The organism is Natronogracilivirga saccharolytica (assembly GCF_017921895.1).
GTDB lineage: Bacteria > Bacteroidota > Rhodothermia > Balneolales > Natronogracilivirgulaceae > Natronogracilivirga > Natronogracilivirga saccharolytica.
Map to the genome: position 1 here is coordinate 171,073 of NZ_JAFIDN010000003.1, position 13,111 is coordinate 184,183.

Annotated in this window: 9 protein-coding genes; 6 read left to right on the top strand and 3 right to left on the bottom strand. The window is 50.4% G+C overall.

Going from position 1 to position 13,111, the window contains the following annotated elements; translation table 11 throughout:
• Positions 1-101 precede the first annotated feature (101 nt).
• On the top strand, positions 102-440 hold the full coding sequence (locus NATSA_RS15730; RefSeq protein WP_419539844.1) for an SRPBCC domain-containing protein: 339 nt from the start codon (positions 102-104) through the stop codon (positions 438-440).
• A gap of 94 nt (positions 441-534) precedes the next feature.
• Here the strand turns inward: NATSA_RS15730 and NATSA_RS05205 are convergent, their stop codons facing one another.
• The gene (locus NATSA_RS05205) at positions 535-771 is read right to left on the bottom strand and encodes a toxin-antitoxin system HicB family antitoxin (protein ID WP_210510947.1); all 237 of its coding nucleotides are present in this window, start codon (positions 769-771) and stop codon (positions 535-537) included.
• Positions 768-1,190, bottom strand: a complete 423-nt coding sequence (locus NATSA_RS05210; RefSeq protein WP_210510948.1) for a putative toxin-antitoxin system toxin component, PIN family — start codon at positions 1,188-1,190, stop codon at positions 768-770. Before NATSA_RS05210 ends, NATSA_RS05205 begins: the two co-directional genes overlap by 4 nt.
• Before the next feature lie 272 nt (positions 1,191-1,462).
• Here NATSA_RS05210 and NATSA_RS05215 point away from each other — a divergent pair, with 272 nt between their 5' ends.
• The 4 genes from NATSA_RS05215 (at position 1,463) to NATSA_RS05230 (ending at position 6,156) form a co-directional block, all read left to right on the top strand.
• Positions 1,463-1,720, top strand: a complete 258-nt coding sequence (locus tag NATSA_RS05215) for a hypothetical protein (protein WP_210510949.1) — start codon at positions 1,463-1,465, stop codon at positions 1,718-1,720.
• Positions 1,721-2,064: 344 nt separating this feature from the next.
• A complete protein-coding gene (locus tag NATSA_RS15735) occupies positions 2,065-2,292 on the top strand; it encodes a Fic family protein (protein ID WP_419539845.1) in 228 nt (75 codons plus the stop codon).
• Positions 2,289-5,438, top strand: a complete 3,150-nt coding sequence (locus NATSA_RS05225; RefSeq protein WP_210510950.1) for a type I restriction endonuclease subunit R — start codon at positions 2,289-2,291, stop codon at positions 5,436-5,438. Before NATSA_RS15735 ends, NATSA_RS05225 begins: the two co-directional genes overlap by 4 nt.
• Positions 5,428-6,156, top strand: a complete 729-nt coding sequence (locus tag NATSA_RS05230; RefSeq protein WP_210510951.1) for a M48 family metallopeptidase — start codon at positions 5,428-5,430, stop codon at positions 6,154-6,156. Before NATSA_RS05225 ends, NATSA_RS05230 begins: the two co-directional genes overlap by 11 nt.
• A 370-nt stretch (positions 6,157-6,526) precedes the next feature.
• Here NATSA_RS05230 and NATSA_RS05235 read toward each other — a convergent pair whose 3' ends face one another.
• Complete coding sequence (locus NATSA_RS05235) at positions 6,527-9,136, bottom strand: M14 family zinc carboxypeptidase (protein ID WP_210510952.1); 2,610 nt, start codon at positions 9,134-9,136, stop codon at positions 6,527-6,529.
• 420 nt (positions 9,137-9,556) lie between these two features.
• Here NATSA_RS05235 and NATSA_RS05240 point away from each other — a divergent pair, with 420 nt between their 5' ends.
• Positions 9,557-13,111, top strand: a complete 3,555-nt coding sequence (locus NATSA_RS05240; RefSeq protein ID WP_210510953.1) for a T9SS type A sorting domain-containing protein — start codon at positions 9,557-9,559, stop codon at positions 13,109-13,111.

Here is a 13,111-nt window from a genome sequence, read left to right on the forward strand (position 1 = left end):
AGACCGGGACAAAAAAACCTTGCATATGATTATCAAATGGTGCTTTTTAAATAGCAAGATAACCCTCTCAATCGTACCTATGTGGAATTAAGATCATTTCAATTCGTCCAGTTTTTTTCGAAGTTACAAATGGCCGTTGCTTTGAACGTGGACCTCATGGGTTTGAATGTGACTGGGGGCGAGTTTTAGCTTTTGATCCGCCAAGTAGAATAGTATTCACCTGGCAAATAGCTCCTGACCGTGTTCCTGAACCAAATCCGCAAAAAGCCAGTGAAATTGAAGTGTTATTCGTGGAAAAAGGCAGAACTGAGACCCAGATGAAAATTGAACATAGAAATTTTGACAAACACGGAGAATATGCTGAGTCCTATAAACAAGCATTACGTTCTCCACAAGGATGGCACTATATCCTTAAAAACTATTTAGAATCAATTTCTTAACAATCTATTTCCGGGCAGACTAACCGTTGGGCCGTTTGTTTGCCAATTACTTCTATTTTGGCTAATACGATTCTTACAACCGCACACTTGGCCATTATAAGCGGTCATAATCCTCGGGTTCCACATCCGGGACCTGAGACAAGATATCTTCAAAGTCTTTGCGGTTTCCTTTTTTTGCTCTTTCCTTCAAATAATCAACCGTCAGTAAGACTGATAACTTTTCCGATACCGCCAAACTGATAAATTGATTCATCGAAACTCCTTCTTTTTTGGCCAGTTCCTTTAGTTTTTTGTGGACCGACTCCGGAAGTCTTACACTTAGTGTACTCATGGCAGTTCCTCGATTATTTTTAAATGCTCCCTGGCTGTAACGGGCTGAATTCCAAATTCATTAACGCCTGCAAAATCAGCCTTGTTATAGGTCACGATGTATTTACAACCAGCTCGTACGGCTAATTCCAAAATCAAATCGTCTCCTGGATCTCGCAAAATAGGTCGCCACAAGTAGTAAACGTCATGGCAGTTACCAACCTTACACAAGTAGTCCATAAATTTATCTATTTGCTCATTCGAAATGGACAATGTCGGCTGTTTTCTCTTTAGTACATCCTCATACTCCAGGACCAATGGAACAGAAAGGTTAATTTCAAATTTTCCAGAATGAAGCAAAGAGAACAAGCGAAAAGAAGCTCCTTTTCGGGATCTTAGTGCAGAATAGAGGACATTTGTATCAATGATAATTTGATTCATACTGGTATTATATATAATACCATAATTAAAATCAAGCCAATAGCCTTTCGGCAGGCCAACATACGCATCAACCGGGCGTGTGGGGCGTTAGAGAGCCTCTCACAGCCATAGCCATTATATCCTCCAAATGAATTGTTTTCTTGATCTTTATTACAGAAATTGTTGTTTAATGAACCTTACTATTGCAATTATGGTCAATCGTACCTATGTGGAATTAAGACTATACACAATTACAGGTGTTTGGGCAAGTTTATCCTCTCAATCGTACCTATGTGGAATTAAGACCGCCGGAAGCACATCGGTATGTTAACTTCCCCTATGATGCGTTGGAAGAAGCTCTGGCCAATGCGGTTTATCACAAAAGCTACGAAGAACCCAAACCGATCGAGGTTCAGATCTGGCCGCATCAAATTGAAATCCTGAGCTTTCCCGGTCCGGTGCCGCCGGTAGATGCGCAAATTCTGGCTGAAAACCGGCGAATTGTGGCACGTGACTACCGCAACCGCCGGGTGGGAGATTTTCTGAAATAGCTCCACCTGACCGAAGGACGGGGCACGGGCATCCCCACCATGCGAAAAGCCATGCTGAACAACGGCTCGCCCGAACCGGTGCTGGAAACCGATGAGCAGTGTACGTATTTCCTTACTATTCTCCCTGTTCATCCTGAATGGTTGGATGAAGCATCAGGGAGTGACCAAGCACCGACCAAGTACCGACCAAGTGGTGAACATGTAGTGAACAAGCACCGACCAGGTAGCGACCAGGATTCTGAGGGTAAGCGGACAAGTACCGGGCAAGTGGTGAACAAGTACCGACTAAGTACCGACTAAGTGCCGACCAGGTACCGACTAAGTATAGGTCATATGTCAAAGAAATAGAGACGCTTATATCAGTTATTAAAGGAGAAATGCAGTTTAGTGAAATAATGGAAACATTACAGCTCAGACATAAACCTCACTTTAGGGACAATTACTTGCAGCCTACACTTAAATCAGGCTTCATAGAAATGACCATCCCCGATAAGCCTAAAAGCAGTAAGCAAAAGTACCGGCTCACGGAAAAAGGACGGGAACTGCGGGAACAGCTAAAAAAAGAATTATGACTACCGTCGGCCAAAAGGAAAAAATAACGCAGCAAAAAGTTACCGGCTTTTTTCAACAGGCTCTGGGTTATCGGTATCTTGGGCATTGGAAGGAACGATCTGGCAATGCCAATGTAGAAGAAGCTGTGCTCCGGCAATGGCTGCATGCTCAGGGACATGATGAAAAGATCATCACAAAAGTTCTGCGGGAGATAGATCAGGCCAAAACCATTTCAGGAACGAAGACTCTGTATGACGCAAACCGACGCTTTTACAGCCTCCTGCGCTACGGAGTAAAGGTAAAGCCGGATATCAGCGAACAAACGGTAACCGTCTGGTTGATCGACTGGCAAACACCCGGCAATAACGACTTTGCCATTGCTGAAGAGGTAACCGTTGAAGGGCAACATGCCAAACGCCCGGATGTGGTGCTGTATGTAAACGGTATTGCTTTGGGAATACTTGAGCTCAAACGTTCAAAGGTATCGGTAACCGAGGGCATCCAGCAAAATCTCGGAAGCCAGAAAAAGGAATTTATTGAATCATTCTACAGTACCGTCCAGTATGTCATGGCCGGCAACGAAACCGAAGGACTGCGATATGGGGTTATCGAAACGCCGCAAAAATACTGGCTTCGGTGGAAAGAATCAGAAGCCCTGCCGGAAGCAGGTGATAATCCGCTGCTTCGTGAGTTACGTCAAATCTGCTCCAAAGACCGGTTTTTGGAACTGATCCATGATTTCATCGTCTTCGACTCCGGGGTTAAAAAAGCTTGCCGGCATAATCAGTACTTTGGGGTAAAAGCTGCCCAGGAACATGTCAGAAGCAGAGAAAACGGCATTATCTGGCATACACAGGGCAGCGGCAAGTCCCTCACCATGGTATGGCTGGCCAAATGGATTCGTGAATATGTGAAAGATGCCCGCGTCTTGATGATTACCGACCGCAAGGAGTTGGATGAGCAGATTGAAAGCGTGTTCAAAGGCGTGGATGAAGACATCTACCGAACCCAAAGCGGTATGGATTTGGTCAATGCACTGAATGAGCATCAGGAATGGCTGATGTGCTCGCTCATACACAAGTTTGGATCCGGTGAAGATCTCTCCGAAAAGGATATAGATGCCTTTATTGAGGAAATTCAGAAGAATCTGCGGCACGATTTCAAACCCAAGGGAAATATTTTCGTGTTTGTGGATGAATGCCATCGCACGCAATCGGGTAAGCTTCACCGGGCCATGAAGAAACTGCTTCCGGACGCGGTGTTCTTTGGCTTCACGGGTACACCCCTCCTGAAAAAGGATAAACAGACCAGTATTGAGGTATTCGGACCTTATATCCACACCTATAAATTCGATGAAGGAGTTAGTGATGGCGTAATTCTCGACCTCCGGTATGAAGCGCGGGATATCGATCAGAACCTGACTTCACAGGATAAAATCGACCAATGGTTTGATGCCAAAACCCGGGGACTTTCGGATTTGGGCAGAGCGCAAATCAAGAAGCGCTGGGGAACGCTGCAGAAAGTGCTCAGTTCGCAGGATCGCCTGAATAAAATCGTTTCGGATCTCCTCATGGATATGGAAACCCGGGATCGGTTGCGAAGCGGGATGGGCAATGCTATGCTGGTCACGGAGGATATTTATGCGGCCTGCCGGGTATATGAAATGTTTCAAAAAACCGATTTAGCCGGTAAATGTGCGATTATTACTTCCTACAGTCCGCATCACAGCGATATCAAGGGGGAAGAAACCGGTGAGGGACAAACCGAAAATATCCGCAAGTATGAAATCTACCGGAAGATGCTGGCCGAATTCTTCGATGAGCCGGAAGATACGGCCATTAATAAAACCGATCAGTTTGAGAAGGAGGTAAAGCGGCGTTTCACCGAAGAACCCGGCAGGATGAAACTGTTAATTGTCGTGGATAAGCTGCTCACCGGCTTTGATGCTCCGCCCGCCACCTATCTGTATATTGATAAAAAAATGCGGGATCACGGGCTGTTTCAGGCCATCTGCCGGGTGAACCGTCTGCACTCTCCTGATAAAGAGTACGGTTACATCATCGACTATAAAGATTTATTTAAATCGTTGAAACAGTCGATTGAAGACTATACCGGTGAGGCACTGGATGGCTACGACAAAGAGGATGTAGAGGGACTGCTTAAAGATCGCCTTAAAGATGCCCAAGAAAAGCTGGAACAAGTGCGGGAGTCCATTAAGGCATTGTGTGAGCCGGTAGAGCCCCCGTATGATACGGCAGCGTATGTCGCGTATTTTGTAGGCCCGAGTGACCGGCCGGATATTCAAAAAGACAATGAGCCGAAGCGGTTGGAGCTGTATAAGCTCACTTCTTCTTATCTGAGGGCGTATGCCGAATTGGCCAATGAAATGGCCGATGCCGGGTATTCCGGGGAAGAAGCTAAAACCATCAAAGAAGAAGTAACCCACTATGAAAGTGTCCGGGAAGAAGTGAAGCTGGCCAGCGGCGATTATGTGGATATGAAAATGTACGAACCTGCCATGCGCCACCTTCTGGATACCTATATTCGTGCGGATGAGAGCGAAGTTATTTCCAGCTTCGACGATTTATCTTTGGTTGAGCTTGTTGTGGAACAGGGCGAAAAAGGGCTGGACAATCTTCCGGAAAACATCAAAAATAACCCGGAGGCGATGGCTGAGACCATTGAAAACAACGTCCGCAAACTCATTATCGATGAGATGCCGGTTAATCCTAAATACTACGAAAACATGTCGCAGCTGCTTGATGAGTTAATTGAGCAGCGCAGGCGGGAGGCCATTGAATACCGGGAATATCTGAAAAAAATTGTGGAATTAACCAAAAAGGTAAGCAAGCCGGAATCCGGTGGAACGTACCCGCCAGAGCTAAAAACACCGGCGCTTCGGGCTTTGTATGATAACCTCGATGAGATCCAAAACGATGATGGAAGAAAAGCTGCTGAACCCCCTGTGGGTTATGGAGACAAGGAAGATTTAAAAGTCCGGACCGCCCTGCAATTAGATCAGGCAATTAAAAACGTTAAAAAAGCGGGATGGCGAGGCAATCACTTTAAAGAACGTGAAATCAAGATAGCCATTCGTTCGGTAGTAAAAGACAACGAGGCAGTTGAAAAGCTTTTTGATCTTGTAAAAAATCACCATGAATACTGAGCAGCTTAGCATTAGGGTTCGTGATATTGATGTAGAAGTGATCAGAAAAGACATCAAAAACCTCCACATCGGAGTTTACCCCCCGGATGGCAAAGTGCGGGCTGCTTCCCCGAGACATCTGGATTATGAAGCCATTCGACTTGCGGTCGTTTCAAGGTTGCCCTGGATTCGCAAGCAGCAAAAAGCGTTTGCGCAACAGGAGCGCCAATCCCGCCGCGATATGGTAACCGGAGAAACGCACTTCTATCTGGGCAGCAAATTCAGATTGGATGTTGTTGAAGAAAACGGGAGAAATAAGATCAAGCTGATTAACAATGACAAACTTCAGATGAAGATCCGTCCGGGTACCGGTATTGAAAAGCGGAGAGCATTGCTTCAAAATTGGTATCGCAACCGCCTCAAAGAACAAATCCCCGATTTAAAGAAAAAGTGGGAAAAGCAGCTTGAAGTTGAGGCTTCTGAAGTCAGGATACGAGCTATGAAAACCAGGTGGGGTTCCTGCAACACCGAAGCCCGGCGGATTTGGCTGAATCTGGAGTTGATCAAAAAGCCGGTCGACTGTATTGAATATATACTGGTTCACGAAATGATCCATTTCTTTGAACGCCACCACACTGATCGCTTTCGTAAGCTTATGGATCATTATATACCGGATTGGCGAACACGCAGGGATCGGTTAAATCAGGCACCTTTGGCTCATGAGGACTGGAAGTATTGAAGATTCTTTTTTTTATAAAAAGGGGTACGTCCTCTTTCAGACACTGTGCATTTTTTTCGGTATCTAAAAGTCAATACTTATAGCATAATAGACCTACAAGTTCAAATGGCATGATGGAACAACAAGAGAAACAGCAGTTTGCAGAGAAGTTTATTGAAGTATATCTTGTTCACGGATTTGGCTTGCACAGAAGTTTACACGCTTGCGTCGTGAGGTGTTTAGTGTAGATAATATAATGGCGCTTATCGGTGCAGAGGCCGGAGCACTATAACAATGCACTAGTGTGGATACAAACGAGCAACAGCAATATTTGCGCTGCAAATCACAATCGTTCAAAGCTCAATAAGCTATCCTGAAAACCACCCAGCACTCACTCCGTACTCGCCGCGCTGATGGTGTTTCCGAAGAACAGCGCATTGGCGAAAAGCTTGTTGGTCCCCAGCCAGAATGCCCTGAAGTTCGGATTGTCGGGCATGAGTATCACGCGTCCGGATCCATGTGAACCGACCACCAAGCCGGCGATCCCTTCGAGCAGTTCATGATTTTTATCGGATACGTACCCGCTGAGCTGAGGCGCTGATGAAACATACCGTACCGGACTGGCATACGGGTTTTCGGTTGGCTCTATCATGATGCGGTTGTCCCGGAACACCGGCAGTTTTTCCCGGGTGTATCCGTACAGCAGCGGATGCGTGAGATCGACCCTGGTCTCAAAAATGGTGCCGCCGATTACTTCGGATCCCCGGTCGGCCGTTTCGTCGGTATATTTCGGGAAGTCACCTTTTTCGGCACTGCGCCTGTGGGTTTCCCGGAATGAAACATCGACAAGCTCGTTTTCGACCGGCCACCGAACGCCGCTGCCAATCGCGGTGAGCGTCCCGCCGTCCCGCACCCATTCTTTGAGGTCCGCAACCTCATCGTCGCTCAGGTCGTCATAATTGCCGCTGACCATCACGATGTTGTTGTAGCGGTCCAGATCGGCGCCGGACAGGTTGTTTTTATCCACCAGGGTGTGGTTCATCCGGTAGCGCTGATCCAGCAGATGCCACACCTGACCGGATTCGTACATGCTGGTCCCGCGTCCCGCAATGATCATGGTCGACGGCTTTTCGACGGAATTGAAACTGCCGCTGCCCAGATCAATGCCTTCCGGAGTCAGTCCGGTCTCAACGGTATGCACCTCAATGCCATCCTCCCGGGCGATGGTTTCCATGATCTCGTGGATCTCTTCCGGACTTGCTTCGTCCTGGATGCCCGAATTGACCATCATCGTACCGTAATCGAAATCGACGCTGCCGCTTTCGGTTTCCGCGGTGAATGTCCGCGAGGCCGTTTTAATCCGCACACCTGCATCCAGCAGTCGAAAAGCGGCTCTGGGCGCATAAAATTCGTGCCATTCGAACAGATAGGCATACGGCTCTTTTTCCCCGTGCAGGCGGCCCTCGGGGAACGGCGGCTCACCGACCCTGTCCCCCAGAAAATCCTCGTCAAAGTCCCTGCTGAAACGTCCGCCTTCCCGGAGTTCGGCATAGTCCAGGTTGAAGGTGTGCGGCAGTGTCCAGGTGGACACATCGTAGAACAGGCTGTCGGTAAATTCGTGATGCTCCATGAACAGTCCCTTCAGGTAGGTGTATTGCGGCTGTTCCGTGGGCACGATGTAGGCCCAGGACGGATCATAGGTCACCCCGCCGCGCTCAATCTCTTCGGCAAGCTCATAGACATCGATGTTGTGATGATCGAGGATATCGAGCAGGTGATAGGTCCTGCCCTGATCTTTTTCATTGCCGAAGACATACGCTTTGATGTCATCATCCCGCGCGTTCTCCATCGCATCGAGGTAAAAGTCGCGCATATGCTCCAGAAACTCCGTGCGCATCTCGTGGGTGCCTTCCATGGTGGACAATGACGTGGCAAACTGGTTGCGAATGGCGAACGGGAAGCTCACCTTGCCGTGCCGGCTGTCATGCAGGTGTCCCCGGGCGCTGGCCTGTTCGAACAAAATTCCGATGGTTCCCTGCAGGTCGGGATAGGTGGATCCCTTGCCGATGTAGTAATCATCGAAGCCTTCGCGGGTCCAGTAAAGCTGGTTGAACTCGTCCAGGAAGGCGGCATGATATTCGGCCAGGTCCGCGGTCAGTTCGATGGTGCGGTCGGGGATCAGCGGGTTGTCGCGCGATGGCACTCCGGGCTGGAAAAAGTAGGTGGCCTGCGTGCCCATTTCGTGATGATCGGTGAGCACGTTGGGTTTCCATTTCTGATACATGTCGATGCGGCCGCGGCTTTCGGGATGCACCACGGGCATCCAGTCCCGGTTGAGGTCGAACCAGTAGTGGTTGGTCCGCGAGCCGGGCCACACTTCGTTGTGCTCGCGATGGTCGGAATTGCCGTCCATGACCGCGCTTCTGTGCGAATTCACCCAGCTTGAAAACCGGTTCAGGCCGTCCGGGTTGTAGACCGGATCGATCAGGATCACGCTTTCATCCAGCAGCAGGTCGATTTTTTCCCCTTCGGCGGCCGCGAGGTAATAGACCAGGAGCATCGATACGCTGGCGCCGCTCGGCTCGTTCCCGTGGACGGAATAGCCCAGCCAGGTGACGACCGGCATGTCGTCGATATTCACGCCCTCCGATTGTCCGGGATCACTCAGCCTGAGGTGGTTTTCGCGGATTTCATCGATATTGCCGAGATTTTCGGGCGATGTGGCCGTGAGCAGCAGCAGCGGCCGGTGCTGGTACGTCCTGGCGTACTCCTTGATTTCGAACCGGTCCGACGCCTCGGCAACCTTGTACATGTACTGCACGATGAGGGCGTGGTCGGGATGCTGTTCGCCGATTTCAAATCCGAGCACTTCGGAAGGTTTGGGGATGCCGGGGTTGTAGGAGACGTCATCCGGCAGGTAGTCCTCCAGTTCCTTGGCCCGTAGCGTAAACGAGCCGGCGAAGATGATCAGGGCCAGTACGGCAGCAGCTTTATACTTCATACGAATTGCGGTTCAGATTTTTGGGATGGTTACACCAACAAGGGAAAGGGAGTAATATCACAGATTGAGATGTAAAAATCCTCATGGATTTGAACCGCGAATTCGGGTGTCCGGTCAGCCATGCCGTGATCGCAGGCCCTTCAACAGGTTACAAATATTAAAAAGTTTAAAATTCATGCCCGGTTTTATTATACTATAAAGACAGCTGTGAAGTGGGATACAGGGTACGGCTGAGTTAGCAGCACTGCTTGAAAGAACTCGTTATAGAGCAGATTAAAGAGTATGTCCGCAACGGACAGAAAAAATGTGCGCATTACAAAATTTTTTGCGCAGTGTGACAAGACGCGGCAATGATTGTGCGACGGGTGATATCAAAGAGGCATTCAGATATAATGATCAAAGTAAGAGGGGGGCGAGCTTATGAAAAAGCAATTATTCGGAATTACGATTTTTCTGCTGCTGCCGGTATTCGCAGCCGCACAGAATGACGAATGGCAGTTTGAAAGCCGGGTGCCATCCGACGGCAGTATTTACAATACCCACGGACTGGTCTTTGACGGTGAGGATAAACTCTGGAATGCCGGTTATTATCCTGCCACCGACGAGGACGGCAATCCGGCCCGTGTCCTGCAATGCCTGGAGGTGGATATGGAGACCCCCTGTGCATTTTCGCCGGTCTACAAAATTGAGCACGGGGACTCTACCTTCCGTTTCGGAAAGATGACCGGCGCGGCCAGGGATCAAAACGGTGACATACTGGTGTCCATGAACGGGTTCATCTACAATTCCGGCACCGAAGAAAGTCCCGATTATACATTTAATACCTCCCGTTCTTTCATTGTCCGGGTAGACCATCAGACCGGCGAGGGGATGGATGTCAGGGACATAACGGTTCCGCGCTTCGGCGATAACTCCCACACGTACCAACTGGCGGTTGACGGGAATGGGTACGTCTACTATTCCGCAGTGTTCCCGGGAAAACCCATCCGGGTGCTGGATCCCGAACTGAACGAAATCGGCAAGGTGACGGATTCCCGGGATGGATTTGCCCGCGCCATCGCAGTCAATCACGACGGGACCAGGGTCTATCAGCCCACCGATAACGTGTATATTGAGATCTATGAAAGCAAGGACGGTCCGCATGGCTCGTATGAACTTGTTGATACCACCTCCATCGACGGTATGGATTCGGGCGCGATCACCATTCATCCGAAAACCGGTGTGATATATGCAACGGCATCGGGTAGCGGCTCGTCTGCGTTAACGGACATCACCCGATGGGATGCCATGGGGATCTACGGATTTGATCCGGATGCCGGTTACGATGTAGTGGATGAGCTCAAATGGCACTTCGAAGATGATGAATTTGTGCATCCGTATCGCGGCCTGGCAATCAACTCGGATGGTTCGGCCCTGGTTGCCGGATCCTTTTCCGGATTTGGGCTGCAGCGGTTTGTCCGCGGGGAGCCCGACGTGCCGGCGCCCCCGCCTCCGTCCGGACCACCACCGGTAACAGATTCAAACTGGAACTTTAAGAAGAGCATCGGCTCCGACAAGCCTTTTAACCGTTCACATGGCGTTGCCTTTGATGCGGCAGGCAATGTTTGGTCCGGACTGTACTTCCACTTTTTTGAGGATGGAGAGAACATCAACCCGGTATATTGCCTTACGCCCGAAGGTGAATTTTGTGACGGTATTGGTCCCGTATACAGTGTTGAAACCGGTGACTCCACATTCCGGTTTGGAGCAATAACAGGGGTGGAAAGGGATCACAACGGAGATATTCTTATCAGTGTCCACGGCTACCGCGAAAACGACAGCACCATCCGATGGAACAGATCCCGCGCCTTTCTGGTCCGCCTGGCTCACAGGACCGGCGAAGCAATCGGGGTTGCCGAAGTTACGCGCATGAGGGAGGATGACATAGCACACGCCACGCACCATGCGGTGGATGATGCCGGATACATATACTATTCGACGGTCTGGCCCGGCGAGCCGATTCGCGTGCTGGACAAGAATTTCAATCCGGTCGCGATAGTGAGGGACAACCGGCCGGGATTTGCGCGGGACATAGCGGTGAGCCCGGAAGGCGATCGTGTCTATCAGCCATCCCGGTATGAAAGCAAAATTGCGGAAAACGGCGATACCGTTACTGTAACCGGGCGTCTTGCGGTTTACGAAGGAAGTGTATCCGACGGATTCGAGCCTCTGGATACCCTGTCATTCATCGGTATGGATCCGGGTGCGGTTGCCGTGGATCCGCAAACCGGTGTCATATATGCCGCGGCGTCGGGTACCGCCAATGACCCGAGGGGAGATCCGGACATGTGGGAGACCAGGACCATTTACGGTATAAAGGTTCACGGCCAGGCCGACTATGAGATTGTCGATCAGGTGGCCTGGAAGAGTCAGTCATCCGGGGATCTGTATCACCTTGTCTACCGCGGACTGGATATTTCTCCGGACGGGATGAATCTGGCGATCGGCAATTTTGGCGGTCCGGACCATGCTGTGCAGCTGTTTCGGCATCGCGATGCGCCGGAACCTGTTGCCGACCCCGAACTTGCGATCCGGGCCGAATATCCGGTCATCTACAAGGACAGTCTGTTTGCCATCACTATTGTTATTGGCTCGGATGCCGCGCCGGTCCGGGATCTGCATGGTATCGGATTCCAGGTGCATCAATCCGAACCCAACCTTGAGATTGAGGATGTGATCTGGGGCGATTTTTTCCCGGGTGACGAAGAGGATCTGATTCTGTTCAAGAAGATTTCCGATGACAGCCTTTCGGTTGATTTGTCGCTTACGCGCAAAGCCAATGACGGCATCAGCGGGCATGGCGAGCTGGCCACGGTGATATATCGTGCCACCCGTGAATTCAAAGGGATCCTCACCATCAGCCTGGAAGAGGTCCTGGCACTGGATTCCGGAGGGGATAAGCTGGTCCTTTCAAACGAGCCGCTTTCGGTTGCATACTCATCACTGCTGGTCTGGCCCGGTGACACCAACAACGACGGGATTGTGGATATGCACGACATCCTGCCGGTTGGTCAGTATTATGATATGAGCGGTCCGGCGCGGGATGGATTTGATGTGAGCTGGGAGGCCAGGCCGGCGGCTTCCTGGGAAAATGTGGAGGCCACTTATGCCGATGCCATCGGCGACGGCAGTATCAACCAGAATGATATTCTGCCCGTTGGCCTGAACTTCGGAAAAACCCGTCCGGGCAAAACCGGCAAGAACGTGCTGGCCCGGGATGAGCCCGATTCCGACGGGCAAACACCTTATGTGGATGTCGGAGAAATGGTGCCCGGCGAAGTTTTGCGGGTGGAGATCAGGGCTGATGCCGATGTGATGCCGGAGTCCGGAATACTGGGGATTTCGGGTCTGATGCGGGCTTATTCCGGTGTCTTGCCGGAACCGGTCATCAAGCCCGTTTCCGGATTTGGTGAGAGCGATGAGCTGCTCATGTTCATGCATGAACTTGAAGATCACGCCGGCGTGGCCATGGCCGTATCACGAACCAGCAAGCACGGGACCACCAGTCAGGCTGGCATTGCCGAGATAGATCTGGCTGCCACCGAACATACGGCGCCGTTCCGTCTGTACTTCGAGGACTTCAAAGCCAGCTCACTTGACAGCGTTTTTGCGGCTGATTTTCTGGAAATCAGCGCATCGGTAATTACATCCTCTGAGCCGGATCAGGTTGTCACCGAATACGCTCTGGAGCAAAACTATCCGAATCCGTTCAATCCGGCTACGCAGATCCGATTTGCCCTGCCGGAGCGGGGACATGTGAACCTGATGGTTTACGACCTGCTTGGCCGGAGGGTTGCTACCCTGGTTAACGAAAACCTGTCACCCGGCTGGCACGAGGTGACCTTCGATGCCGCCCGGCTGTCCAGCGGAGTGTACATTTATCGTATTGAGGCTGATAATTATGTGGAGACCCGGCAGATGATGTTCGTGAAGTAG